Annotated in this window: 20 protein-coding genes and 3 pseudogenes; 17 read left to right on the forward strand and 6 right to left on the reverse strand. The window is 70.7% G+C overall.

Going from position 1 to position 24,602, the window contains the following annotated elements; all coding sequences use genetic code 11:
• Positions 1 to 418: 418 nt before the first annotated feature.
• Complete coding sequence (locus tag AB0953_RS03905) at positions 419 to 1,966, reverse strand: sigma-70 family RNA polymerase sigma factor (RefSeq protein WP_366857792.1); 1,548 nt, start codon at positions 1,964 to 1,966, stop codon at positions 419 to 421.
• Positions 1,967 to 2,347: 381 nt separating this feature from the next.
• Here AB0953_RS03905 and AB0953_RS03910 point away from each other — a divergent pair, with 381 nt between their 5' ends.
• The 8 genes from AB0953_RS03910 to araD all read left to right on the forward strand — a co-directional run bounded on the left by AB0953_RS03910 (position 2,348) and on the right by araD (position 12,731).
• On the forward strand, positions 2,348 to 3,358 hold the full coding sequence (locus AB0953_RS03910) for an ABC transporter substrate-binding protein (RefSeq protein WP_366857793.1): 1,011 nt from the start codon (positions 2,348 to 2,350) through the stop codon (positions 3,356 to 3,358).
• Between the two features lie 64 nt (positions 3,359 to 3,422).
• The gene (locus AB0953_RS03915; protein ID WP_366857794.1) at positions 3,423 to 4,982 is read left to right on the forward strand and encodes a sugar ABC transporter ATP-binding protein; all 1,560 of its coding nucleotides are present in this window, start codon (positions 3,423 to 3,425) and stop codon (positions 4,980 to 4,982) included.
• Positions 4,979 to 6,088 (forward strand): ABC transporter permease, encoded by a 1,110-nt coding sequence (locus AB0953_RS03920; protein ID WP_366857795.1) that lies wholly within the window; start codon positions 4,979 to 4,981, stop codon positions 6,086 to 6,088. The genes AB0953_RS03915 and AB0953_RS03920 overlap by 4 nt, the downstream gene beginning before the upstream one ends.
• Before the next feature lie 44 nt (positions 6,089 to 6,132).
• Positions 6,133 to 7,092: a galactofuranose ABC transporter, permease protein YjfF gene (gene yjfF / locus AB0953_RS03925; RefSeq protein ID WP_366858161.1), complete on the forward strand. Its 960-nt coding sequence runs from the start codon at positions 6,133 to 6,135 to the stop codon at positions 7,090 to 7,092.
• Between the two features lie 199 nt (positions 7,093 to 7,291).
• Entirely contained in the window at positions 7,292 to 8,302 is a 1,011-nt protein-coding gene (locus AB0953_RS03930) for a LacI family DNA-binding transcriptional regulator (RefSeq protein WP_366858162.1), read from the forward strand.
• Between the two features lie 354 nt (positions 8,303 to 8,656).
• Positions 8,657 to 10,363, forward strand: coding sequence for a ribulokinase (araB, locus tag AB0953_RS03935; protein ID WP_366857796.1), 1,707 nt, complete (start codon positions 8,657 to 8,659; stop codon positions 10,361 to 10,363).
• A 74-nt stretch (positions 10,364 to 10,437) separates the two neighbouring features.
• The gene (araA, locus tag AB0953_RS03940; RefSeq protein ID WP_366857797.1) at positions 10,438 to 11,946 is read left to right on the forward strand and encodes an L-arabinose isomerase; all 1,509 of its coding nucleotides are present in this window, start codon (positions 10,438 to 10,440) and stop codon (positions 11,944 to 11,946) included.
• A 71-nt stretch (positions 11,947 to 12,017) separates the two neighbouring features.
• Positions 12,018 to 12,731, forward strand: a complete 714-nt coding sequence (gene araD / locus AB0953_RS03945) for an L-ribulose-5-phosphate 4-epimerase AraD (protein ID WP_366857798.1) — start codon at positions 12,018 to 12,020, stop codon at positions 12,729 to 12,731.
• 15 nt (positions 12,732 to 12,746) lie between these two features.
• On the opposite strand, the pseudogene AB0953_RS03950 reads toward araD, so the two are convergent.
• Positions 12,747 to 13,062, reverse strand: a pseudogene (locus AB0953_RS03950) (amino acid permease); the annotation flags it as partial.
• A gap of 266 nt (positions 13,063 to 13,328) precedes the next feature.
• Between AB0953_RS03950 and kdpF (AB0953_RS03955) the strand changes: the two are divergent.
• From kdpF (AB0953_RS03955) to AB0953_RS03985, 7 genes and pseudogenes are all read left to right on the forward strand, one after another.
• The gene (kdpF, locus tag AB0953_RS03955; RefSeq protein WP_366857799.1) at positions 13,329 to 13,418 is read left to right on the forward strand and encodes a K(+)-transporting ATPase subunit F; all 90 of its coding nucleotides are present in this window, start codon (positions 13,329 to 13,331) and stop codon (positions 13,416 to 13,418) included.
• 6 nt (positions 13,419 to 13,424) lie between these two features.
• Positions 13,425 to 15,089: a potassium-transporting ATPase subunit KdpA gene (gene kdpA, locus AB0953_RS03960; protein ID WP_366857800.1), complete on the forward strand. Its 1,665-nt coding sequence runs from the start codon at positions 13,425 to 13,427 to the stop codon at positions 15,087 to 15,089.
• The gene (kdpB, locus tag AB0953_RS03965) at positions 15,086 to 17,191 is read left to right on the forward strand and encodes a potassium-transporting ATPase subunit KdpB (protein ID WP_366857801.1); all 2,106 of its coding nucleotides are present in this window, start codon (positions 15,086 to 15,088) and stop codon (positions 17,189 to 17,191) included. Before kdpA ends, kdpB begins: the two co-directional genes overlap by 4 nt.
• A 6-nt stretch (positions 17,192 to 17,197) precedes the next feature.
• Positions 17,198 to 17,875, forward strand: coding sequence for a potassium-transporting ATPase subunit C (locus tag AB0953_RS03970; protein WP_366857802.1), 678 nt, complete (start codon positions 17,198 to 17,200; stop codon positions 17,873 to 17,875).
• Positions 17,876 to 17,973: 98 nt separating this feature from the next.
• Positions 17,974 to 18,144 (forward strand): annotated as a pseudogene (locus AB0953_RS03975) (response regulator); the annotation flags it as partial.
• Positions 18,145 to 18,504: 360 nt separating this feature from the next.
• Entirely contained in the window at positions 18,505 to 18,594 is a 90-nt protein-coding gene (gene kdpF / locus AB0953_RS03980; RefSeq protein WP_366857803.1) for a K(+)-transporting ATPase subunit F, read from the forward strand.
• A pseudogene (locus AB0953_RS03985) lies at positions 18,557 to 18,697 on the forward strand (hypothetical protein); the annotation flags it as partial. The gene kdpF (AB0953_RS03980) and the pseudogene AB0953_RS03985, both read left to right, overlap by 38 nt.
• Positions 18,698 to 18,972: 275 nt before the next feature.
• On the opposite strand, the gene AB0953_RS03990 reads toward AB0953_RS03985, so the two are convergent.
• From AB0953_RS03990 to AB0953_RS04005, 4 genes are read right to left on the reverse strand one after another with little or no spacing between them, the layout of a single operon-like run.
• Complete coding sequence (locus tag AB0953_RS03990) at positions 18,973 to 20,547, reverse strand: YrhB domain-containing protein (RefSeq protein ID WP_366857804.1); 1,575 nt, start codon at positions 20,545 to 20,547, stop codon at positions 18,973 to 18,975.
• Between the two features lie 18 nt (positions 20,548 to 20,565).
• A complete protein-coding gene (locus AB0953_RS03995; protein WP_366857805.1) occupies positions 20,566 to 22,200 on the reverse strand; it encodes a putative T7SS-secreted protein in 1,635 nt (544 codons plus the stop codon).
• On the reverse strand, positions 22,200 to 22,823 hold the full coding sequence (locus AB0953_RS04000) for a hypothetical protein (RefSeq protein WP_366857806.1): 624 nt from the start codon (positions 22,821 to 22,823) through the stop codon (positions 22,200 to 22,202). Before AB0953_RS04000 ends, AB0953_RS03995 begins: the two co-directional genes overlap by 1 nt.
• Positions 22,820 to 23,353, reverse strand: a complete 534-nt coding sequence (locus AB0953_RS04005) for a hypothetical protein (RefSeq protein ID WP_366857807.1) — start codon at positions 23,351 to 23,353, stop codon at positions 22,820 to 22,822. The genes AB0953_RS04000 and AB0953_RS04005 overlap by 4 nt, the downstream gene beginning before the upstream one ends.
• A gap of 246 nt (positions 23,354 to 23,599) precedes the next feature.
• Here AB0953_RS04005 and AB0953_RS04010 point away from each other — a divergent pair, with 246 nt between their 5' ends.
• Positions 23,600 to 24,127 carry a hypothetical protein gene (locus AB0953_RS04010; protein WP_366857808.1) on the forward strand — a complete coding sequence of 176 codons (528 nt, stop codon included), beginning with the start codon at positions 23,600 to 23,602 and terminating at the stop codon, positions 24,125 to 24,127.
• Between the two features lie 9 nt (positions 24,128 to 24,136).
• Positions 24,137 to 24,382, forward strand: coding sequence for a tyrosine-type recombinase/integrase (locus AB0953_RS04015; RefSeq protein ID WP_366858163.1), 246 nt, complete (start codon positions 24,137 to 24,139; stop codon positions 24,380 to 24,382).
• The last annotated feature ends 220 nt before the right edge of the window (positions 24,383 to 24,602 follow it).

Here is a 24,602-nt window from a genome sequence, read left to right on the forward strand (position 1 = left end):
GGGGGACCCCTCACGTCGGCTCGCATGGTGAGCAGCGGAAGGACACCCCACGAAGTGGAGGCTTCCGAACGCGAGGCCGCGTAACAGAAATGTGGCGCCACCCCGGCGATCGCCCCGTGATGCATCTCGCAGGCAGAAAGTGTTACGCCGCGCCCCGCGGTCCGGCCGTCCCCGTGGAAGGGGAGGCCGCCCTGCTCGGCAGCGGCGTCTCCCACGGGACCGGTGGGCGGTTGCCGTGCCCGGTCTCCAGGCCGTCCGGTCGGGCGGGGCACCCGTCGACGCATGCGGGTCGGCTCCGGATGCGGCCGCGGCACGCGGGCGGCTCACTGCCGGGTGCTGAACTGCGCGGTGCCTGAGCCGGGTGCGGCCCCACCGGCTTCACGGCGCGGCTCGGTCCGCCGTGCTCAAGGAGCGGTTCTCAGGACCAGGCCTTGCGGACGACGAAGGAGGCCTGGCCGTCGAAGGCTTTGGTGCCGTCGGAGCCGTCGAGCCAGATGCCGCCGTCGCGGTGGCGGATGACCGATCCGGGGTAGTTGTGGGAGTGCAGGGTCACCGACCCCGCGACCGCCCCGGGCCGCGGACAGAAGGTGGCGTCCTTCCGGAACAGTTCGCTGCCGTCGTCGGTGCTGAGCCGCAGCCGCAGGTAGTGGTGGCGCAGGTAACGGCCGTCGGCCGCACGGAAGGTGACGCAGTCTGTGTCGGCCAGCCCCTGGACCACCGTGAACGTGACGCGCTGCCGCGTCTGCGCGCTGCTGGATTCGGAGACCCGGCCCAGCGTCGCGAAGTCGCCCGCATACGTCAGGTACAGGGCGGGTTCGTCCACGGACTCCAGTGATCGTGCGCCCAGCGGAACCGTGCCTGCGACGGCGGACGGACTCGCCGACGGTCCGGCCGACGTGGGGGTGCTCGACGGGATCGGCGTGGGACTGCCGACCGCGGGAGCGGCGGTGGCGCCGGGCGCCCGGGGCGCCGGTTCCGGCCAGGCTGAGTAGGTGGCGGCACCCGTGATGAGCACCGCGCCGGCGGCGAGGCTCGCCAGCGGATGAGCGGTCACGGCGTGGAGTGTGCCGGTCAGTGCGCCGTGCAGACCGCCTCCGCCCGTCGCCGTGCCGGCGGCGACGGGGACCATGGCCGTCCCGGCGGCGCTCGCCGCCGAACCCGACAGCAGTCCCTTGGCGGTCAGCGCGGCGATGAGTCCGGCGGGGACGGCCAGGGGTGCGAGGCTGAGGAGCAGGAGCTCGGCAGGGACCCGGCTCGCCGTCGTCGCCGTGCAGACCGGGCAGTCGCGGGTGTGCCGCGCGATCCGCTTCCGCCACACCGATGCAGGCAGACCGTCCCAGCCGGCGACGGTCTCCCCCAGTTGCGGGCAGCGCGGGTGGGCCTCCAGCGCGGCGACGATCGTCCGGCTCAGGTCCAACTGCTCGCGCATGCGTTGCAGGCGCACTCCGACGTGGGCGACCGTGAGGCCCGTCGCGGCGGCCATGTCCTCACGGCTCAGCAGTCCGGCGTGCTCCTGCCACCACAGCGACAGCAGCACCCGGTGGTCCGGGTCGAGCCACCGGCCGGCTTCCGCGATCCGGCGGCGCTCGTCCGACACGTGGAGCCGCAGGATCGTCGCGTCCTCGGGTTCGGGGCGGGCATCCGGGATGTGGAGTGCCTCGTCGATGAGGGCGGTCCGGTCGGCGAAGGCCCGTTGCCGGTTCCAATGGGTGTGTATCCGGCGGAGCGTGATCGACACCAGCCAGGAGCGGAAGCTGTCGGGCGCCCGCAGGTCAGGCAGGTCGCGCACCACGCGCAACAGCGTTTCCTGGACCACGTCGTCGACGTCGGCCTGTGCGCTCAGCGAGCGTCGGACGATGTTGTAGATCAACGGCAGGTAGGCGGCGATCAGCTCTTCACGTGCCCGGTCGTCCCCGGCCTGCGCCGCCACGACCAGCGGCGCGTGGTCCGCGTCCATGAGCCCCATTCCCACCCTCCTCGTCACGGCGTCAGACCCTAACGTCCGCAAAGGTGTGCGACCAAAGCCCCTGCCTCGGGCCGGCGACCGGGGCCCCTGGCGGCGGGGAGGGGCCCGCTCCCGCACGGCAAGCGGGTGTTAGCGCTCACAGTGTCCCCCGTCGCCCCTCTCATCAAGAACGGATAACAGTCACAACAACCCTTGAGTTACCAGTCTGTTAGCGCTCACAATGTCTCGCATTCGTCGGCCGCCACCCGTCGGGGCCGACGCTTCACTCTGCCTCCGCCGTCTCCGCCCCGTCTCCACCCCCTCCGCACCGCCGCCTTCACCGGACCCATCGCCCCCAGGGGCTCCGCCTGGTACGACGCACGTCCCGAGAGGATCCACGACATGGCCCACAGAGCCCTCCGCATCATCGCCGCCACCGCCCTGGCCGGCAGTGTGCTGACCGCCTGCACCACCGCGCCCGCGCCCACCAGCGGCCCCGGCAGCGCCGGAAGCACCGGCAAAGGCTCCTCCGACGGCAAGCTGGTGCTCGGGTTCGCCCAGGTGGGAGCCGAGAGCGGCTGGCGCACCGCCAACACCAAGTCGGTACGCGAGGCGGCCGAGAAGGCCGGCGTCACGCTGAAGTTCTCCGACGCGCAGCAGAAGCAGGAGAACCAGATCAAGGCGATCCGCACCTTCATCCAGCAGAAAGTGGACGTCATCGCCTTCTCGCCGGTGGTCGAGTCCGGCTGGGACACCGTCCTGAAGGAGGCCAAGAACGCCGGAATCCCGGTGATCCTCACCGACCGCGCCGTCGACTCCCAGGACACCTCCCTCTACCGGACCTTCCTCGGCTCCGACTTCACCAAGGAGGGCCAGGAGGCCGGCAAGTGGCTCGTGAAGGAGTACGCGGGAAGCTCCGAGCCGGTCAACGTCGTCGAGCTCCAGGGCACCACCGGCTCCGCCCCCGCCAACGACCGCAAGGCGGGCTTCGCCGAGGCCATCAAGGGCGACCCCAAGTTCAAGGTCGTCGACTCCCAGACCGGGGACTTCACCCGCGCCAAGGGCAAGGAGGTCATGCAGGCCTTCCTCAAGTCCCACAAGGACATCGACGTCCTGTACGCCCACAACGACGACATGGCCCTGGGCGCCATCCAGGCCATCGAAGAGGCCGGCAAGAAGCCGGGCACCGACATCAAGGTGATATCCGTCGACGGCATCAAGGACGCCTTCGTCGCCATGCAGGAGAAGAAGATCAACGTGGTGGTCGAGTGCAACCCGCTCCTCGGCGACCAGCTCATGGAACTCGCCAAGAAGGTCGCGGCGGGCGAGAGCGTCCCGCCACGGGTCGAGGTCAAGGAGGGCGTCTTCACCCAGGACCAGGCCGCGGCAGCCCTGCCCGGCCGCCAGTACTGACCTCCCGCCCGCAGCAGACCGGGGCGGCCCTCGCGCCGCCCCTTCCCTCAGGAGAGGAGGGCGGATGGCAGCCCCACCCACCCCCCGCACGCCCACCCCCACCGGCCGACCGGCCCTGGAAGCCCGCGGCATCCGCAAGGCCTTCCCCGGCGTCCTCGCCCTCGACGACGTGGACCTGCGCCTCTTCCCCGGCGAGGTGCACGCGCTGATGGGCGAGAACGGCGCCGGCAAGTCGACCCTCATCAAGGTGCTTACCGGGGTCCACGCACCCGACGCGGGAACCGTCTCCGTCGACGGCAGCCCCCGGCGGTTCACCGCGCCCCTGGATGCCCAGCACGCCGGAGTCAGCACGGTCTACCAGGAGGTGAACCTGTGCCCGAACCTCTCGGTCGCCGAGAACGTCCTCATCGGCCGTGAGCCCCGGCGCCTGGGACTGATCCACTGGTCGGCCCTCCGCGAACGCGCGGCACGCCTCATCACCGAACTGGAACTCGACCTCGACGTCCGCCAGCCGCTGAGCGCGCAGTCCCTCGCCGTCCGGCAACTGGTCGCGATCGCACGCGCCGTGGACATCGAGGCCAAGGTCCTGATCCTCGACGAGCCCACCTCCAGCCTCGACCGGGACGAGGTCGCCCAGCTCTTCGCCCTGGTGCGCCGGCTGCGCGACCGGGGCGTCGCGATCCTCTTCGTCACCCACTTCCTCGACCAGGTCTTCGACCTGTGCGACCGGGTGACCGTCCTGCGCAACGGCCGCCTCGAAGGCGAGTACCGGATCGACCAGCTGACGCCCGTCAGCCTCGTGCACCACATGGTCGGCAGCGAACTCCGCACCCTCGACGCACTCGCACAGACCTCCCGCACCGGCACCGCCGCCCCCGTTCCCGCCGAAACCCCCTTCCTCAGCGCCCGCGGGCTCGCCCGGTCCGGTGCCGTCCAGCCCTTCGACCTGGACGTCCACCGAGGCGAGGTCATCGGCCTGGCCGGACTCCTCGGCTCCGGACGGACCGAGGCGGCTCGGCTGCTCTTCGGAGCCGACCACGCCGACGCAGGAGAGCTCCGGATCGACGGCGCCCGTGCCGACCTGCGCTCTCCACGGGCCGCGATCGCCCGCAGGATCGCCTTCTGTTCGGAGAACCGCAAGGAAGAGGGCCTGATCCCCGAGCTCACGGTCCGCGAGAACATCGTCCTCGCCCTCCAGGCCGCCCGTGGCTGGACCAAGCCCCTCTCGCGCGCCCGACAGGACGAGATCGCCGCCCGGTGGACCGAGGTCCTCGACATCCGTCCGGCCAACCCCGAGGTCCAGGTCCGCGATCTCAGCGGAGGCAACCAGCAGAAGGTCCTGCTCGCCCGGTGGCTCCTCACCGACCCGGAGCTGCTGATCCTGGACGAACCCACCCGGGGCATCGACATCGGCGCCAAGACGGAGATCCAGAAGCTGGTCACCCGCCTGGCCGCGGCAGGCACCGCGGTCGTCTTCATCTCCGCCGAAATCGAGGAGGTGCTGCGGCTGAGCCACCGCGTGGGGGTCCTGCGCGACCACCGACTCGTCGCCGCCCTGCGCAACGACCCGGCCCTGACGCCCGATCGGATCCTGGGCACCATCGCCACCGGAGCCGTCTCATGACACCGTCTGCCGACACCGCCGCCGGGGGGCGTCCGGCCGGAGCGCCCCTCGTCCGGCAGCTCACCGGCCACCGCCTGTTCTGGCCCGCCGCCGTGCTGGCCGCCCTGCTGCTCGCCAACGTCGCGTCCAGCCATGACTTCTTCGCCGTCCGCGTCCGGAACGGACACCTGTACGGCAGCCTGATCGACATCCTCCAGTTCGGCGCCCCTCTGATCCTGGTGTCGCTCGGCATGACGCTGGTCATAGCCACCCGGGGCATCGACCTCTCGGTCGGCTCGACGGTCGCCATCGCCGGCGCCCTCGCATGCGAGCACATCGCCGGCGCGAAGAGCCCCGGAACCCTGCCCACCGTCATGTCGGCGATCACGGTGGCGGTCGGCGTGGCCGCAGCCATCGGACTGCTGAACGGCTTCCTCGTCGCCCGGCTGGGCGTCCAGCCCATCGTCGCCACGCTCGTGCTCATGGTCGCCGGGCGCGGCGTGGCCCAGCTGATCACCGACGGCCAGATCATCAGCGTGTCCAGCAGCGCCTACAAGATGATCGGCGGCGGCTACTGGCTCACCCTCCCCTTCGCCGTCCTGCTGGCCGCGGCCGTCGTCGCCGTCACCTCCCTCGTCGTCCGGCGGACCGCGCTCGGCATGCTCATCGAATCGGTGGGCGGCAATCCGGTCGCGAGCCGACTCGTGGGCGTCAGGGCGTCCGGCCTCCTGGTCACGGTCTACGTCGTCAGCGCCGTGTGCGCCGCGGTGGCCGGCCTGATGATCAGCTCCAACGTGTCCAGCGCCGACGGCAACAACGCGGGCCTGTGGGTCGAGTTGGACGCGATCCTCGCCGTGGTCATCGGCGGCACCGCCCTCACCGGCGGCCGCTTCTCCCTCGGCGGGACGGTCCTGGGCGCGCTGATCATCCAGACGCTCTCGACCACGATCTACACCCTCGGCGTGCCGCCGGAGACCACCCTCGTCTTCAAGGCCCTGGTGGTCATCGTCGTGTGCCTCGTCCAGTCGCCCGCGTTCCGCGCGCGACTCCCCCGCCGCCGCCGCCCCGCCGCCTCGGCCCCCGCGGTCGGCGACGCAGGAGTCCGCCAGCAGGAGGTCCACCCGTGAGCACCACCCCCAGCTCCCTCAGCAGGCCGTTGCAGCGGTTCCCGGTGCGGCATGCCGCCCGTCTGCCGCTCATGGTCACGGCCGCCCTGCTGATCGCCATGTTCTCGATCGGCTCCGTGCACTACGAGGGCTTCTTCTCCGGGCAGGTCCTGCTCAACGTCCTGATCGACAACGGCTTCCTGCTCGTCGTGGCGATCGGCATGACGTTCGTCATCCTCACCGGCGGAATCGACCTCTCGGTCGGCTCCGTGGTGGCCTTGTCGACCATGCTGACCGCATGGCTCGTCGAACGGAACGGCGTACCGCTCGCCCTGGTGGTGCCGCTGGTCCTGCTGGTGGGAGCGGGAGGCGGCGCACTGATGGGCTGGGTGATCCACACCTTCGGGATACAGCCCTTCATCGTCACCCTCGCGGGCATGTTCCTCGCCCGCGGCCTCTGCTACACGATCAGCACCGAGTCCATCTCCCTCACCGACCCGACGACCACGCGGATCGCCCAGACACGGGTGCTCCTGCCCGGGGGGCTGTTCGTCTCACCCGCGGCGGTCGTCGCCCTGGTCGTGCTGGCGCTCGCCTTCGTCGTCCTCCACCACACCCGCTTCGGCCGCACCGTCCACGCCATCGGCGGCAGCGAGTCCTCGGCCCGCCTTATGGGCCTGCCCGTGGGACGGGCCAAGATCGCGGTGTACGCCGTGAGCGGCCTGTGCTCCGCCCTCGGCGGTCTGCTGCTGACCTTCTACATGCTGTCCGGCTACGCCCTGCACGCCGTCGGCATGGAACTGGACGCCATCGCGGCCGTCGTCATCGGAGGGACGCTGCTGACCGGGGGCTACGGTTTCGTCCTCGGCACCGCCCTGGGCGTGGCGGTCCTCGGCCTGATCCAGACCGTCATCAGCTTCCAGGGCACGCTCAGCTCGTGGTGGACGCGCATCGTCATCGGCGGCCTGCTGTTCGTCTTCATCCTCCTCCAACGGCTCTTCGGCGGATCCCGCCCGGCGCGCTGACGTGTCCTGTGGACCAGCTGGGAGGTCGCCGTTCCGGCGGGGTGGCCACGGCGTCCACGCTCTGGCCGAGCCGATTGTTAGCGTTCACAATGATGTGAGGCGAAAGGCGCTAAGGTTCTCTCGCACCGATGTACAGCCGTGAGCAGGAAGAAGGGAGGCAAACGTGGCGCATCCCACCGAAGACGTCCGCCCGCCGACGATGGCCGACGTCGCGCGCGAGGCGGGGGTCTCCCACCAGACCGTCTCCCGGGTGCTGAGCGGCCACCCCAACGTCCGCGCGGCCACCCGGGAACAGGTCACCCAGGCCATCGAGCGGCTGGGATACCGCCGCAACTCCGCCGCACGCGCGCTGGTGACGCGCAGGACGAGGACGCTGGGCGTCATCGCCGTCAACACCGCCCTGTACGGACCCGCAAGCACCCTGACCGGCCTGCAGGAGGCGGCCCGGGAGCAGGGCTACCTCGTCTCCACCGTCAGTCTGCGCACCGGCGAGGGACAGGGCCTCAAGGGCGCCGTGGACCACCTCGCGTCCTGGGGGGTGGAGGGCGTCGTCGCCATCACCCCGCAGCGCTCGCACGTGCAGGCGCTCGCCGAACTGGACGCACCCTTCCCCGTGGTCACCGTGGAGGGCGGCCATCAGCTCGACCTGCCCGGCGTCTCCCTCGACCAGGAGCTCGGGGCCCGCATGGCCACGGAGCACCTGCTCGCCGCCGGGCACAGCACCGTCTGGCACGTGGCCGGCCCCGACGACTGGTTGGAGAGCGAGGCCCGCACCGCCGGATGGCGCGCGGTCCTGCAGGAGGGCGGCATCACGCCTCCGCGCGTGCTGACGGGCGACTGGAGCCCGCTGTCCGGGTACCGGGCGGGACAGGAGCTCGCCGGGCTCGCCCTGGCCCGTCGGGGAGCGACACCGGTCACCGCCGTCTTCGTCGCCAACGACCAGATGGCCCTCGGCGTCCTGCGGGCCCTTCGCGAGGCGGGGATCCGCACTCCCGGACAGGTGGCCGTCGCCGGCTTCGACGACATCCCCGAAGCCGAGTACTTCCCCCCACCCCTGACCACGGTCCGCCAGGACTTCGCCGCCATCGGGCGCCGGAGCATCGGACTCCTGGTCGACCACATCGAGGGGCGCGTCCGGAAGGCCGAGCACCTCCTCGTGGAACCGCAGCTCATCATGCGCGCGAGCACGCGCCCTCCCGGCGAGGACTGACGCACGCGGCGGCTCTCGCCACCGCCTTCCGACCGCCGCCGGCGGGCCTCCCGCCGGCCGTCCGGCGTCCGGCGGCGCGCGGCCGCCGATCCGCCGGTGCCGGTGCCGGTGCCGGTGCCGGTGCCGGTGCCGGTACGAGCCGTGACCCTCCGCCGTGCAGGGCACCGCACCGGACGCCGCGGCCACCGGCGCACCCCTGCGGCCGGGCGGTCGGCGTACGCACGCATCAGAGGCGGCCCCGTTCCTTGCCCGAAGCTGGACAAGAACTGTCCCCAGCTCTTGTCCAACAGAATTGTGAGCGTTAACAATCAGAGGGCTTCTCCGACTCCTGCTCCTGACGAGAGAGACCGCACCGTGACCACACACGCGCTTTCCGCCCCCACGGCCCGTCACCACCCGGAGGCCTGCACCGTCGGAGTCGATTTCGGCACCCTCTCCGGGCGCGCCGTCGTGGTCAGGGTCCGGGACGGCGCCGAACTCGGTTCGTCGGTCCACGAGTACCGCCACGCCGTCATCGAGGACCGCCTTCCCTCCACCGGCGCGCCCCTGCCCCCCGACTGGGCCCTGCAGCACCCGGAGGACTGGCGCGACGTCCTGCGCACCGCCGTTCCTGCGGCGGTCGCCGGCGCAGGCATCGACCCCGGCCGCGTCATCGGCATCGCCACCGACTTCACCGCCTGCACGGTCCTGCCGACCACCCCGGACGGCACCCCGCTCGCCCTGGTCCCCGAGTGGGCCGACCGCCCGCACGCCTGGCCCAAACTGTGGAAGCACCACGCCGCCCAGGGGCAGGCCGACCGCATCAACGCCCTCGCCCACTCCCGCGGCGAGAAGTGGATCGCACGGTACGGTGGCAGGATCTCGTCCGAATGGCAGTACGCCAAAGCCCTGCAAGTCCTGGAAGAGGACCGCGCCGTCTACGCCGCCTGCGCCCGCTGGATCGAGGCGGCCGACTGGATCGTCTGGCAGCTGACCGGCGCCGAGTCCCGCAACACCTGTACCGCCGGCTACAAGGGCATCCACCAGGACGGCTCCTACCCCTCGCCCGGCTTCCTGGCCCGACTCCACCCGGACTTCGCCGACTTCCCCGCCACGCGCCTGGAGCACCCGCTGTCACCCCTGGGGTCCCGGGCCGGCGCACTGAGCGCGCGGGCCGCCCACTGGACCGGCCTCCCCGAGGGCATCGCCGTCGCCGTCGGCAACGTCGACGCCCACGTGGCCGCGCCCGCGGCAGGCGCCGTCGAGAACGGGCGGATGCTCGCCATCATGGGCACCTCCACCTGCCACGTCCTCAACGGCGCCGTCCTCGCCGAGGTCCCCGGCATCTGCGGGGTCGTCGACGGCGGCATCGTCGAGGGCGCCTACGGCTACGAGGCCGGCCAGAGCGCGGTCGGCGACATCTTCGCCTGGTGGCTCCGGCAGGGCGTCCCGGACCACTACCGCGCCGAGGCGGCGGCATCCGGCGAGGACCTCCACCAGCTCCTGACCCGCAAGGCCGCGGCCGGCCCGGTCGGCGCGCACGGTCTGGTCGCCCTGGACTGGATGAACGGCAACCGCTCCCCCCTGGCCGACCACCACCTCTCCGGAGTCATCGCCGGCCTCACCCTCGACACCCGGCCCGAAGAGGTCTACCGGGCCCTGCTCGAGTCCACCGCCTACGGCACCCGCATGATCGTCGAGAACTTCGAGGGCGCCGGGCTCCCCGTCGAGGAGTTCATCGTCACCGGCGGCCTGAAGAAGAACGCACTGCTCATGCAGATCCACGCCGACGTGCTCCGCCGCCCCGTATCCCTCGGCACCTCCGACCAGGGGCCGGCGCTCGGCTCGGCCATTCACGCCGCCGTCGCCGCGGGCGCCTACCCCGACGTCCGCTCCGCCGCCTCCGCCATGGGAAGCGTCCAGCGCCACGCGTACGTCCCGGACGCCGCACGCGCGGACGCCTACGACGCCCTGTTCGGCGAATACCGCGCCCTGCACGACCACTTCGGCACCGGCCCGGACCTCCTGCTGCACCGCCTGCGCCGCATCCGCAACACCGCACGCCGCGCCACCGCCCGCTGACCGGGGCACCACCCGCCCCCCGCCTCCATCGGCCCGACCTCTCCGTCCGAGCACCTCCGAGGAGCACACCCGACATGACGCCCGCCCGGCCCGACCGCGAGATCTGGTTTCTCACCGGCAGCCAGTCCCTCTACGGCGAGGACACCCTCGCCCAGGTCGCCGACCAGTCCCGCGCCATCTGCTACGTCCTCGCCTCCCGGCCCGAGATGACCGTCCGCCTCGTGTGGAAGCCCGTCCTCACCGACGCGGCCGCCATCCGGGCGGTCTGCCTGGAGGCCAACGCCGACGACCGCTGCATCGGCCTGATCGCCTGGATGCACACCTTCTCCCCGGCCAAGATGTGGATCGCCGGCCTCGACGCGCTGAGCAAGCCCCTGCTGCACCTTCACACCCAGGCCAACCGCCAACTGCCCTGGTCCACCATCGACATGGACTTCATGAACCTGAACCAGGCGGCGCACGGCGACCGCGAGTTCGGCTTCGTCCAGACCCGCCTCGGTGTACCGCGCAAGACCGTGGCCGGCCACGTCTGCGCCCCCGACGTCGTCGACCGCATCGCCGGATGGGCCCGCGCCGCCGTCGGACGCGCCGGACTGGCCACCCTCAAACTCGCCCGCTTCGGCGACAACATGCGCGACGTCGCCGTCACCGAAGGCGACAAGGTCGAGGCGCAACTCCGGTTCGGCGTCTCGGTCAACACCTACGGCGTCAACGACCTCGTCGCGGCGGTCGACGCCGCCCCCGAAGACACCGTGGCCGCCCTCGTCGAGGAGTACCAGGACCTCTACGCCCTCGTGCCCGAGCTGCGGCCGGGCGGCGAGCGCCACGCGTCCCTGCGCTACGCCGCCCGTATCGAAGCCGGTCTGCGCGCCTTCCTCACGGAGGGCGGGTTCCGCGCCTTCACCACCAACTTCCAGGATCTCGGCGGCCTGCGCCAGCTTCCGGGGCTCGCCGTGCAGCGCCTGATGGCCGACGGCTACGGTTTCGGCGGCGAAGGCGACTGGAAGACCGCCGCCCTGCTGCACACGCTGAAGACGATGGCCCACGGCCGGCCCGGCGGCACCTCCTTCATGGAGGACTACACCTACGACCTCACGCCCGGCCAGGAGCTCGTCCTCGGCGCCCACATGCTGGAGGTCTGCCCCTCCCTCACGACGGCCACGCCCACCTGTGAGATCCACCCGCTCGGCATCGGCGGGCGGGAAGACCCGGTCCGCCTCGTCTTCGACGCCGACCCCGGTCCGGCGGTCGTCGTCGGTCTCGCGGACATGGGCGACAGGTTCCGCCTCGTCGCCAACCACGTCGACGTCGTCGCCCCGCCCGAGCCGCTGCCCCGGCTCCCCGTCGCACGCGCCGTCTGGCGTCCCCGCCCCGACCTGCGCACGTCCACCGAGGCCTGGCTGACGGCCGGAGCACCCCACCACACCGTCCTGACCACCGCTCTCGGCGGCGAGGAGCTCGATGACCTCGCCGGGATGCTCCGTACCGAACTCGCCGTCATCGACGAGGACACCACCGTCCGGCGCTTCACGCACGAGCTGCGCTGGAACCAGGCCTACCACCGTCTGGCCCAGAGCCTGTGAGCAGCCGCGCCGCCGCACCCGCCCCGCAGGGCGCCGTGCACACCTCCCCTCGCACCAGGACGGAGCCCACCGTGAGCACCGCCGTTTCCAGTGAACTGCGCCGACAGGTATGGGAGGCCAACCTCCGCATCCCCCGAGCCGGCCTGGCCACCCTCACCTGGGGCAACGTGAGCGGTGTGGACCGGCAAGCCGGCGTCTTCGTCATCAAGCCCTCGGGAGTGGCCTACGACGTACTGAGCGAGGAGGACCTGGTCGTCGTCTCCCTGTCCGACGGCAGCGTCGTCGAAGGCCACCTGCGACCCTCCACCGACACCGAGACGCACCGCAGCCTCTACCTCGCCTTCCCCTCCATCGGGGGCGTGACCCACACGCACTCCACCCACGCCGTCGCCTTCGCCCAGGCCCGGCGCCCGATACCGGTGCTCGGCACCACCCACGCGGACACCTTCAACGGTCCCGTCCCCGTCACCGCGCCCCTCACCCCCCAGCAGTGCGCGACGGACTACGAGTACAACACCGGCCAGGTCATCGTGGACCTGCTGGACCGTGACGACACCCGGGCCGAGGAAGTCCCCGGTGCCCTCGTCGCCCACCACGGCCCCTTCACCTGGGGCACCGACGCCGCCGCCTCCCTGGAGCACGCCATCATCTGCGAGGCGGTGGCCGAGATGGCCCTCCACACCATCGCCCTGGGCACGGTCGAACCCCCGCAGCACGTCCTGGACCGACACTTCACCCGCAAGCACGGCCCGAACGCCTACTACGGCAATCCCCCCTCCGCCTGATCACCCAGGCTGTGCCGGGGCCCGGAAGGAGGGGACGGCGTTGGCGACGGCCTCGACGCCGGTCGGGGCGGAACAGCCCGCGGCGAAGGCCTTCACCAGCAGGAGCACGCCCACGGTGGTCGCGCCCTCGCCGAGGGCGGAGGCGTGCCCGGCGGCGGACGCGGTGCTGACGGGGCCGTCACGGAGGAGCCCGAGGACGACCATGGCGAGGATCGAGCCGACGATGATGGCGCCTGGCGACGGCGGACGAGCCGCCGCCGTCCGGGAAGGCGGCGATGACCTGCCGGTACGAGGCCACCAGCACCGTGAGGAGCGCGGCGATCGCCAGGGTTCTCGACGTGGTGTCCATACGCCCGCCCGGGCCCTTTCCGTCCCGTGCCGTATGAGGGCCGTTAAGAGTTCCCGTGCTCCCGTATGGACACCGTCAAGGAGGCTCAACGCCGGGACGAAGACACGGTTGTCTCGTCATCGGCCATCTGGCCGATTCATTGCTTCCCACTTCACTCAGGAGCTCGCGATGGCCGATCTGGCCTTCGTCGTCACCACGGCCGCGGTGTTCGCGCTGGTGGCTCTCATCGCCAAGGGGGTGACCAAGCTGTGAACGCCGAGAACGCCGTCGGCCTCGTCGTGGCCGTCGCCCTGCTGGGCTACCTCGTCCTCGCCCTCGTCAAGCCGGAGAGGTTCTAGCCACCGATGAGTCCCGTTCTCGCTGGTGTGCTCCAGCTCCTCGCGCTGATCGCCGCGCTCGCGCTGGCCTACCGCCCCCTGGGCGACCACATGGCCCGCGTCTACTCCTCCGAGAAGCACTACAAGGCGGAGAAGTGGATCTACAAGGCCATCGGCGCCAATCCGTCCGCCGAGATGCGCTGGCCCGCCTACCTGCGCGGCGTCCTCGCCTTCTCCGCGGTCAGCGTGCTCTTCCTCTACGCCCTGCAGCGCGCCCAGGGCGTCCTGCCCGGCTCGCTCGGCTTCCGGGCCATCGACCCGGACCAGGCCTTCAACACCGCCGCATCCTTCGTGGCCAACACCAACTGGCAGTCGTACTACGGCGAGCAGGCCATGGGCCACGTCGTGCAGACCGGCGGCCTGGCGGTGCAGAACTTCGTCTCGGCGGCGGTCGGCATGGCCGTCGCCGTCGCCCTCGTACGGGGCTTCGCCCGGTCCCGCACCGGTGAGCTGGGCAACTTCTGGGCCGACCTGGTCCGCGGCACCGTCCGCATCCTGCTGCCGATCGCCGTGGTCGGCGCGATCATTCTGGTCGCCTGCGGCGCCCTCCAGAACTTCGCCGGCATCCACGAGGTCGGCCGGTTCACGGGCGGCACCCAGCAGTGGAACGGCGGTGCCGTCGCCTCGCAGGAGGTCATCAAGGAGCTCGGCACGAACGGCGGCGGGTACTTCAACGCCAACTCCGCCCATCCCTTCGAGAACCCGACCCCCTTCTCCAACCTCTTCGAGGTCTTCCTGATCCTCGTCATCCCGTTCGCGCTGACCCGCACCTTCGGCCGCATGGTCGGAAGCCTGCGCCAGGGCTACGCGATCCTCGCCACGATGGCCACCGTCTGGCTCGGCTTCACCGCACTGATGATGTGGACCGAGTTCGCCCACCACGGCCCGGCCTTCGCCGTTGCCGGCGGCGCGATGGAGGGCAAGGAGACCCGCTTCGGGATCGCCGGCTCGGCGATCTTCTCGGTCGCCACCACGCTGACCTCGACCGGCGCCGTCAACTCCTTCCACTCCTCCTACACCGGCCTGGGCGGCGGCATCCAGCTGCTGGGCATGCAGCTCGGCGAGATCGCCCCCGGCGGTGTCGGCTCCGGCCTCTACGGCATGCTGGTCATGGCGGTCATCGCGGTCTTCATCGCCGGCCTGATGGTCGGCCGCACCCCCGAGTACCTGGGCAAGAAGATCGGCACCCGCGAGATCAAGTTCGCGGCCTGCTACATCCTCATCACCCCGGCCCTGGTCCTCGGCTTCACCGCCGCGGCCATGGCGCTGCCGACCCCGCCGCACTCGATGCTGAACTCGGGCGCGCACGGGTTCTCCGAGGTCCTGTACGCCTACACCTCGGGCGCCAACAACAACGGCTCCGCCTTCGCCGGCCTCAACGCCGACACCCAGTGGTACAACACCACGATCGGCATCGCCATGCTGCTCGGCCGCTTCCTGCCGATGGTGTTCGTCCTCGCGCTGGCCGGCTCCCTCGCCGAGCAGAAGCCCGTCCCCGAGACGGCAGGCACGCTCCGTACCGACAAGCCGCTCTACACGGGCCTCCTCGTCGGCACGATCCTCATCGTCACCGGTCTGACCTACTTCCCCGCCCTCGCGCTGGGGCCGCTCGCCGAAGGGCTCGCATCATGAGCACCGCCACTCCGACCCGTGCCCGGCACGAGGACCTGCCCACCGCCCACAGGCCGCCTGCCGGCCGTGTCGGCGGGGGCCTGTTCGACCCCAAGCAGCTGGTCAAGTCCTTCCCGGATGCGGTGAAGAAGCTCGACCCGCGGATCATGATCAAGTCTCCGGTCATGTTCGTGGTCCTCGTCGGCTCGGTCGTGACGACCGTGCTGGCCGTCAAGGACCCGACGGACTGGTTCGGCTGGGCGATCACCGCCTGGCTGTGGCTGACCACGATCTTCGCCAACCTCGCCGAGGCCGTCGCCGAGGGCCGCGGCAAGGCCCAGGCGGACACCCTGCGCAAGGCCAAGACCGACTCCGTCGCCCGCCGCCTCACCAAGGACGGCCTCGGTGAGGAGCAGGTCCCGGGCACCGATCTGAGGATCGGCGACCTGGTGGTCTGCGAGGCCGGCGACATCATCCCCGGCGACGGCGACGTCGTCGAGGGCGTCGCCTCCGTCGACGAGTCCGCGATCACGGGCGAGTCCGCTCCGGTGATCCGGGAGTCCGGCGGCGACCGCAGCGCGGTGACCGGCGGTACGAAGGTCCTGTCGGACCGGATCGTCGTCAAGATCACCACCAAGCCCGGTGAGACCTTCATCGACCGCATGATCGCCCTGGTCGAGGGCGCGGCCCGGCAGAAGACCCCCAACGAGATCGCGCTGAACATCCTCCTCGCGTCCCTCACGATCGTCTTCCTGCTCGCGGTCGTCACGCTCCAGCCGTTCGCGATCCACGCCGGCGCCGAGCAGTCGATGATCGTGCTGACGGCCCTGCTGGTGTGCCTGATCCCCACCACCATCGGCGCCCTGCTCTCCGCGATCGGCATCGCCGGCATGGACCGCCTGGTCCAGCGCAACGTCCTGGCCATGTCGGGCCGCGCCGTCGAGGCCGCCGGCGACGTGTCGACCCTGCTGCTCGACAAGACCGGCACCATCACCCTCGGCAACCGCCAGGCCGCCGAGTTCGTACCCGTCAAGGGAACGACGGAGGCCGAACTGGCCGACGCCGCCCAGCTGTCCTCGCTGGCCGACGAGACCCCCGAGGGCCGTTCCATCGTCGTCCTGGCGAAGGAGAAGTACGGGCTGCGCGAGCGCCACCAGGGCGAGCTCGGGCACGCCGAGTGGATCGCCTTCACCGCCCAGACCCGCATGTCCGGTGTGGACGTCGACGGCAGGCAGACCCGCAAGGGCGCGGCCGGTTCGGTCATCACCTGGGTCGAGGAGCAGGGCGGCGACGTCGCCGACGACGCCGACCTCCTCGCGAACGAGATCTCGGAAGCAGGCGGTACGCCGCTCCTCGTCGCCGTCAAGGATGACGAGGGCGCCCGCGTCCTCGGTGTCATCCACCTCAAGGACGTCGTCAAGGAGGGCATGCGCGAGCGGTTCGACGAGCTGCGCCGCATGGGCATCAAGACCGTCATGATCACCGGTGACAACCCGCTGACGGCCAAGGCGATCGCCGAGGAGGCCGGTGTCGACGACTTCCTCGCCGAGGCCACTCCCGAGGACAAGATGGCCCTCATCAAGCGGGAACAGGCCGGCGGCAAGCTGGTCGCGATGACCGGCGACGGCACCAACGACGCCCCGGCACTCGCACAGGCCGACGTCGGCGTGGCGATGAACACGGGCACCTCGGCCGCCAAGGAGGCCGGGAACATGGTGGATTTGGACTCCAACCCGACCAAGCTCATCGAGATCGTCGAGATCGGCAAGCAGCTCCTCATCACCCGAGGCGCGCTCACGACCTTCTCCATCGCCAACGACGTCGCGAAGTACTTCGCGATCATCCCGGCCATGTTCGCCGTGGTCTACCCGGGCCTGGACAAGCTCAACATCATGGGCCTGGCCTCCCCCGAGTCCGCGATCCTGTCCGCCGTCATCTTCAACGCGCTGATCATCGTCGCCCTCGTCCCGCTCGCCCTCAAGGGCGTCCGGTACAAGCCGGCCAGCGCCGACAAGATGCTCCGCCGCAATCTGGGCCTGTACGGCGCGGGTGGCCTGATCGCCCCGTTCGTCGGCATCAAGCTCATCGACCTCCTCATCTCCCTCATCCCCGGAATCGGCTGATCGGCTATGAACAACTCTGTAGGCAACACCGCACGGTTGCTCGGGGCCGGCCTGCGCGCCCTGCTCGTCCTCACCGTGGTCTGCGGGATCCTCTACCCGCTCGCCGTCACCGGCATCGCCCAGGCCCTCTTCCACGACAAGGCCAACGGCTCCGAGATCAAGGACAAGAGCGGGCGGGTCGTCGGCTCCTCCCTCATCGGGCAGAGGTACGACCTGCCCAAGAAGGACCCGAGCGACCCCGAGGAGGCCGCGAAGCCGGACCCGAGGTGGTTCCAGCCCCGCCCCTCCCACGGCCTGGGGACCAACAGCGTCAACACCCGGTACTCCCTCGTCCTCTCCGGCGCCACCAACAAGGCCGCCGACAACCCCGACCTCGTGAAGCTCGTCACCGAGGCCAAGGACGCCGTGATCGCGGACAACTCCACGGCCACGCACAAGGTCAAGCCGGAGGACGTACCGGCCGACGCCGTCACCTCGTCCGGTTCCGGCCTCGACCCGAACATCTCCCCCGCCTACGCACAGCTCCAGGTCCAGCGGGTCGCCGAGCAGAACAAGCTCGACGCCGAGCAGGTCGAGAAGCTCGTCGCCGACCACACCACCGGCCGGACCCTCGGCTTCATGGGCGAACCCCGCGTCAACGTCCTCGAACTCAACACCGCCCTCAAGGCACTGACCGAGAGCTGATGTTCCGCATCGCGACGGCCGGGAGCCGGCAGGGCGCGGATGCCCGCGCATTACCGGCTCCCTGACCGTGCCCGCATCGAAGGAAAAGCTGCACACCCATGACCCGGGTGCCGGTGGTGGAGGACGACTGCCAGCTCGTCCGCGCGCTGAAGATCAATCTCCAGGCGCACACCTTCGAGGTCGAAGAGGCTCCGGACGGCGGCTCGGCCCTGCGGCTGGCGGCCGCGCGCAAGCCGGACGTCATCGTGCTCGACCTCGGGCTGCCCGACCGCGGTGACCTGACGTCGAGGCGACCGACCCACATGCGCGAGCCGTCCGGCCCCGGTATGCCCACACCGGAGAGCCGGACGGCTCATGGGTTGTGCGACGGGTGACCGGCACGCGGTCGCACCGGTCCCATACCCCCACGGTGGGACCCTGCGCTGCCGGGTATCGGTGCGACGGCGAGGCCGGCGACAACGAGCAGTGAGGGCGACGCACACCGCCTTCACCCCCTCGATGGAGCGGCCGTCAATGCACCGTCAAGGTCCCGGCCGACCCGCGTCAGGAAACCGTATGGGCCGTTTCGTTCAGCGTTTCGTTGCTGTTGGCTGGTGAGGTTGAGGACGCACGGAGGAGACGGTGTACGGGTGAGCACGGAGAACGTCGTAGGCATCGTCGTCGCGGTCAGCCTGGTCGGGTATCTGGTCCTGGCCTTGTACTTCCCCGAGAAGTTCTGAGCGTCTGGGCGCGGCTCCCGGCGTCGGCAAGACGTACCGGATGCTCGACGAGGCGCACCGCCCGGTGGCCCGTGGCGCGGACGTGGTGGCCGGTTTCGTGGAGTCCACCGGCGCACGAACACCGAGGGGAAGCTGGACGGTCTGGAGGCACGGCGACAGAGCTATCGAACTGACGTTCCGTAGCATGGCGGGCGACCCCGATGGCCCCGAGGCGGCCCGGCTTGCCACCGCGATGTCGATGTTCCCGGCGCTGGCTCCGGCAAAGTTCATGAGCTGCCGGTCGGTTGAGACCGACGACCGAGCAAGGACGGCACGGGCCCGTCCCCCGGGACCGACGGACGTGCGAGGGCAGCCGCGCTCGCACGTCCTGCGCGCCCGTCAGCGGTAGCGGATCACCCGGACCCCGCATTCCCGGAAAGTGTCCAGGCTGCTCAGCTCCTCGGCCGAAGGATCGAGGATCCCCACGCGGCCCGCCTCCGTGCGCAGCCCCGTCAGGAGCAGGCCGGTGCTCTCGCGGCCCCGCGCGTCCCGGCGCCGTACCCACAGCAGAGCGCGGCCGCCCGGCGGCAGCGCGGCCACGGCCTGCACGGAGTCGGTGACCGTCGCGTACTCCGAGACCTCCAGCACCCGGCCCAGCTGCTGCACCGTGGAGTCGAACCAGGCGGCCCTCGGCGCGGCCGGCGGTGTCGGACCCGCCTGCTCACCGCGGTCCCAGGCGGCCAGGTAACCCCAGGGGTCCGTGTTCGGCAGCAGGAACGGCTCCTCCGGCCCCTTCGGCACCACCACCGCGGCGTCCAGCATCGCCTGCCGCCAGTCCCCGCCGCGCAGTGCGGCCGAGCTCTGGCATGCGAACAGCCATCCGCGGGCGGTCTCGTCGCCGGGGTCCGGCGCCACCAGTTCCACCGGGTCGGCGTACGTGCGCCCCACCCACTGCTCCGCCTTGAGCCGGGCGGCCGCGAAGTCGTCGGCGCGCTCCGGGCCGCCGCCGGGGCGGATCCGGGCGAACACCAGCTCCTTCAAGCCGGCCGTGTCCAGGCGGGCGAGGCCTCCCGTCATGCCGTCGAGGAGGACAACGGTGCCGCGGTTGTTGTGCGCGTACAGCAGGTGGCCGCTGGCCTCCACCCCGCCGACGGCCCGCCGCACCCACACCACGCCCTGGGTGTCCGGGCCGGTCTCCTCCGCCCGCCGGATCACCTCGTCCCAGCTCGCGCACCGCAGCTGCTCCGCCGCCGGGAAGTGGCGGCGCAGCAACAGCTCCCACCAGCCCGGCGCCTCGTGCACCGGCTGCCAGGGCAGGGGCGTCGAGGGCGCGCCGGCGATCGCCGCCGCCACCGTCACCACACACCCCCGGGAGTTCAGCCGCCGCGCCTGCTCCTGCGGATCCCGCTCCTCCCCGTCGCGGGTGTACGCCGCCGCGTCCCCCCACGGGTCGTCGGCCGCCGGATGGAACGGCTCGCCCAGGTCCTTGGGTACGACCAGCGACGCGGCCAGCATCGGCGTCCGCGGGTACCCGGGCTGCGCGGTGGTCCGACAGGCGAACAGCCACGTCCCGGCGTCCTGCGCCACCGGCTCGACAGACGCCAGCTCCACCAGCCCTCCGTAAGTGGACAGCAGCCACTGCAACGCCATCTGCCACGGCAGCGCCTTGACCGTCCGGGCCAAGGAGGCAGTCTCCCAGCCACCGTGGCGCACGTACGCGAGGTACTCGTCCGTCGGCAGGTGCGACGGCGGGAACCGCACGGCCGACCCGTCCTTCGGCACCAGCACCGGGCTCGTCGGCGGAGGAGGGGTCGCCGCCGCCCCGGCCGGCGGCTGCAGGTCGTAGCGGACGGTCCAGGCGAGCGGGCCGTCCTCCGAGTGCTCCGGACGCAGCACCACCGACCACGGCTCGTGGGCGTACACCCGCTCGAGATACGCCTGTGCCGCTTCCAGGGCCTCGTTCATCGTGCGCATTGCTGATTCCTGACGGGGTTAGCGGTAGGGGACATGGGCGATCTCGCTGATGTTGGCTGTCTCCAGTTTGGCAAGGGTTCCCGTCTGGCCGTCCAGGAAGACCACGCCGTGCGGGGTGTTCACGGCGTTGAAGACGTGGCCCGGCATGCCGTGGCGTGAGATGGCGACCACGCTGCGGGAGTCCGGGCCGCGTGCCTCCAGGTCCTTGATGATGTCGTCGTAGCTGTTGACGACCTTCTTCGCGGCCGGCGTCACGCCGAGCTCCTGGTACGGGATGTCACCGGGGCCGTGCTTGGGTGCGGCCGAGACCTCGACCCCGTCCAGCCTCTTGTCGAGGGTCGCCACGTTGTGCGTGCAGTTGTACTCGTAGCCCGGCTTGCCCGTGTTGTTCATGTCCTTGATCCACGGGTACTCCTCGTCGAGGAACTTCTGGGCCTGCTTGGCGCTGACGGAGTCGGCGTGGATGGCCGGCCGCTCGGTGACGCCCTTTGCCGGCCGTGCCAGTTTCGACCAGGTCGACGCCTTGGTGGCGGCCGTCTCCGCAACCCGCACACCCGCCTTCGCCGCGCCCATCCCTTTGGTGCCCAGCAGCTCGGGCACCAGCCGTCCCAGCCCCTCGGACGGGTCCTCCTTGAAGCTGTCGATGAGCGCGCCCGGGATCCGCTCGGGATGGGCGGCCGTCGAGACGAGGCCGGCGAGCGTCATGTTCAGGTGCTGCCCGTACTCGGCCGGGTGGGTCAGGTTGTACGGGTCCAGGGGGTTCAGACCGCGGGCGAAGTTCAGCAGCCCCGCGGTCCCCTTCACCACGCCGCCGACGAAGTGGTTGAGCTCGACCGCCTGGGCGCCGTAGTAGTCGGCGATCCCCGAAAGCGCCCGCTCCGACGGCGGCGGCTCGGCCGGGGCGTGGGCGAGCGCCGCCTCCAGCACCTTCTGGATGTCTCCGGCCGCGTCGTTGCGCTGCCTGCGCGCCTCCGCCAGGATCTCCTGGGCCCGCTTGGCGTCCGCCTTTCCGGCGTCGACGGACTGCACCGGGACCGTGCCGGGGTCCTTGCCGGCCTCGGCGGCCGCCTTGTACGCCTTGACCTCGGAGACGTACTTCTCGTGGGCGTCCTTGGCCTGCTTGACGGCCGCCTTGTACAGGTCAATGGCGCGCTGGGCCTCCTTCTGGGCCCACTCCACCGTCTCGGCGTACCGGTTCAGGGCGCCGGCCGCCTTCTCGCAGGCGTCGGCGGCGTGCATCCACTCCGCCGGATGCATGGCGAACTTCTCGCGGAAGGTGTCGGCCGCCTGCCCCTTCCAGTGGCTGGAGTCCAGCGCCTTCATGCCCTGGCCGACCCGGTCGAAGCCGCCCTGGAAGTCGCTGAGGTGCTTGGCCGCCTCGCGGATCGCAGAGGGCTTGCCGTGGACGAGCTCATCGGCCTGCTCGGTCTGGCCGAGCTGCTGCTCGCTGATGGAGGCGCCGAGGTCGGAGGCGACGTCGTCACCCCAGTCCTCGACCTTGTCCGCCCAGTCGTCGGCGCCGACGTACTCCAGGGCCTCGCCTATGCCGTCGGTGGCCTTGTCTATGCCTTCGCCGACGACCTTCTTGGTGGCGTCCCAGCCGTCCTCGAGCTTGCCCAGGCCCTGGTCGAGGAGGCCTCCCCAGTCCGGCATCAGCGGCCGCCCTTCTGCGGGGCCGGCCCGATCATGTCGTCGACGGCGGCGTCAACCTCGTCGCGCAGCCCGGCGGCGTTGATCACCTGGTTGCCGAGCAGCATGTCGGAGTCGTTCACGTCGTGGATCGCCGTCTTCCAGGCCTGCTTGCTGTTCTCGGCGGCCCGGTCGAAGGATTCCTTGCTGTAGTCGGCGTCGCGGATCTGCGTGTAGGGGTTGTCGGAGAGGACCTCTCCCCAGTCCTTGTCGATGACGTCCTTCTCGGAGGCGTACGGGTTGCCCATCGCCGAATTGGTGAGCACCTTGAAGGCGCCCTGGATGTACTGGTCCTGCTCGTGGAGGACGCCGGCCGACAGCCCGACGTTCGCCGCGAACGAGTTGCCCTGCTGCACCAGTGAGCGCACGCCCCATTCCCAGCGCTCGCAGAAGGTCTTGAAGGTGGCTGTCAGCCCGTCGTGCCCGGTTTCCATGCCGGACAGTGCGATGTCGGAGAAGCCCCGACCCATGCTGGCCGAGCCCACCATGCCCAGTTCCTTCAGCTCACCCAGCGTCTCTGTGATGCCCTGGGCTATCTGTCCCAGTGCCTGCTTCGAGACGTCCAGGTCCGCGCCGTCGCCGCTCACTGCATCCCCTCGTCGTCCAGTGCCGCCTTGTCGGGCACGAATCCGCGCAAGGGCGGGAAGACCATGCCCTCGGGTCCCGCCGGGTTCCAGGCCACGCCGCACGGGAAGTCCACGGCCGGTACGACCTCGTCGAGGATCCGCGCGCCGACCAGCCTGCGGTACGGCCACTCCCGGTCCGTCTCGCCGCGGGCCTCGGCGAACCGGGCGAGGTGTTCCTCACCGGTGAAGGCGCAGATCCAGTCGATGCCGCCGAACGGGCTGGTCCACAGGCCGCCGCGTTCGTCGAGCGGGACCAGCAGGACCCGGCTGCGGAAGTCCGCCAGGCGTTCGAGAACCCCTTCGCGCGCGTACGCGGCGGCGTTCTTGCTGTCCGCCTCCGATGCCACCGCTGCCGGATGCGGGCCGGCGGCCTCGAAGGCCTCCGCCGGTGGCGGGTTGCCCTGCCGTGGCTGCGCCGGTTCAGACGGTGCGGCGGTGCGCTGTGCGGCTGCCGCGGCCCGCAGACGGGCCCACTCCTCGTCGAATCCCACGCGGGAGCCCCCCGTCGACGTGTCTGTTTGTCATGCGCATACGTGATCAAAGCAGCATACCCAGAGGTTCGGAGTGCCTCGTTCCGCACACCACCGGTGGGCAGTGCGCATCAGCCTCTGAGCCGCCGTCAGGCGGTCTCGAAGAGAGCGGGTAAGCAGGGCCAACGCCACCTCGCCCCGGCTTCGGTCGGCCACCTCGACTCGCTCTTGCAGCACCACATTTTCCCGGCGCTCTCCAGCCGTCGGATGAACACGTTCGACCACAGGGTGGTCGACGGATTCATACGCACGATGGAGCGGAACAGCGTCGGGCTGGCGACCCAGTCGAACGCCTTCGACAAGCTCAAGTCGATCCTGCTCGACGCCCACAGGCTCGGTCTCTTCAAGGAGAACCCAATCCTCGGGGTGCAGGCACCGGTCTACGACCCCAAGAGGGCCGTCATCCCCTCCCCCGAGCAGCTGCGGACCCTGCGCGTCGCCGGCGACGACACCTTCACCCTGCTGATCGACGTGATGAGCGGATGCGGACTCCGCAACGCGGAGGCGGCCTGTGTCAACCTGAACAACATCGTGGCCGACGACGTCTACCGCGTCACCGAGCAGGTCAACCAGACCACGAAGCAGTACGACCGCCTCAAGCACCGCAGACCGGGCGAGTACCGGGACGTACCCCTGCCCGCCCGGGTGAAGGAGACCGTCGAGTGGTACGCCGACAAGTACGGCACGGTGGACGGCTACCTCCTGCGCCACCCCCACGATTCCGGCCGCGCATAGCAGCCGTACCTGCTCCAGAACAGGTGGCAGAGACTCAAGCGCGCCGGCGCCCTCGACGTCCCCGAGGGCATGGTGATCTACGGCTGCAGGCACTTCTTCGCGTCAAACTGCCTCGCCCACCGCATCCCGATCACCGACGTCGCCGAGTGGATGGGCCACAAGAGCCTGGAGATCACGTTCAAGATCTACCGGCACCTCATGCCCGGCTCGATCGGCCAGGCAGCCAAGATCCTCAACATGGACCTGGCTGCGTAGCCGTGCCCACTTACCAGAGGATCCCCGGTTATCCCAACCGGGGATCTTCCTCATGATGGCTGGGGTCACAGAAATTCGAGCAAAGGGGAACCTGTGCCGAGCGAGTTGGCGTTGATGGCTGCGACCAGCACGGTCGCTTCGTAGCGGACGGCGAGTTTGTCGTACCTGGTGGCGACGGCACGGTGGCGCTTGAGGCGGTTGATCCCGCACTCGACCGCAT

This window comes from Streptomyces sp. NPDC046866 (genome assembly GCF_040704625.1).
Lineage (GTDB): Bacteria > Actinomycetota > Actinomycetes > Streptomycetales > Streptomycetaceae > Streptomyces.

What these genes read in the sequence shown, in the direction of transcription:
- AB0953_RS03905 (WP_366857792.1), bottom strand. Translation starts at nt 1,966, where the DNA reads ATGGGGCTCATGGACGCGGACCACGCGCCGCTGGTCGTGGCGGCGCAG.
- AB0953_RS03910 (WP_366857793.1), top strand. Translation starts at nt 2,348, where the DNA reads ATGGCCCACAGAGCCCTCCGCATCATCGCCGCCACCGCCCTGGCCGGC.
- AB0953_RS03915 (WP_366857794.1), top strand. Translation starts at nt 3,423, where the DNA reads ATGGCAGCCCCACCCACCCCCCGCACGCCCACCCCCACCGGCCGACCG.
- AB0953_RS03920 (WP_366857795.1), top strand. Translation starts at nt 4,979, where the DNA reads ATGACACCGTCTGCCGACACCGCCGCCGGGGGGCGTCCGGCCGGAGCG.
- AB0953_RS03930 (WP_366858162.1), top strand. Translation starts at nt 7,292, where the DNA reads ATGGCCGACGTCGCGCGCGAGGCGGGGGTCTCCCACCAGACCGTCTCC.
- araA (WP_366857797.1), top strand. Translation starts at nt 10,438, where the DNA reads ATGACGCCCGCCCGGCCCGACCGCGAGATCTGGTTTCTCACCGGCAGC.
- kdpA (WP_366857800.1), top strand. Translation starts at nt 13,425, where the DNA reads ATGAGTCCCGTTCTCGCTGGTGTGCTCCAGCTCCTCGCGCTGATCGCC.
- kdpB (WP_366857801.1), top strand. Translation starts at nt 15,086, where the DNA reads ATGAGCACCGCCACTCCGACCCGTGCCCGGCACGAGGACCTGCCCACC.
- AB0953_RS03970 (WP_366857802.1), top strand. Translation starts at nt 17,198, where the DNA reads ATGAACAACTCTGTAGGCAACACCGCACGGTTGCTCGGGGCCGGCCTG.
- AB0953_RS03990 (WP_366857804.1), bottom strand. Translation starts at nt 20,547, where the DNA reads ATGCGCACGATGAACGAGGCCCTGGAAGCGGCACAGGCGTATCTCGAG.
- AB0953_RS03995 (WP_366857805.1), bottom strand. Translation starts at nt 22,200, where the DNA reads ATGCCGGACTGGGGAGGCCTCCTCGACCAGGGCCTGGGCAAGCTCGAG.
- AB0953_RS04010 (WP_366857808.1), top strand. Translation starts at nt 23,600, where the DNA reads ATGAACACGTTCGACCACAGGGTGGTCGACGGATTCATACGCACGATG.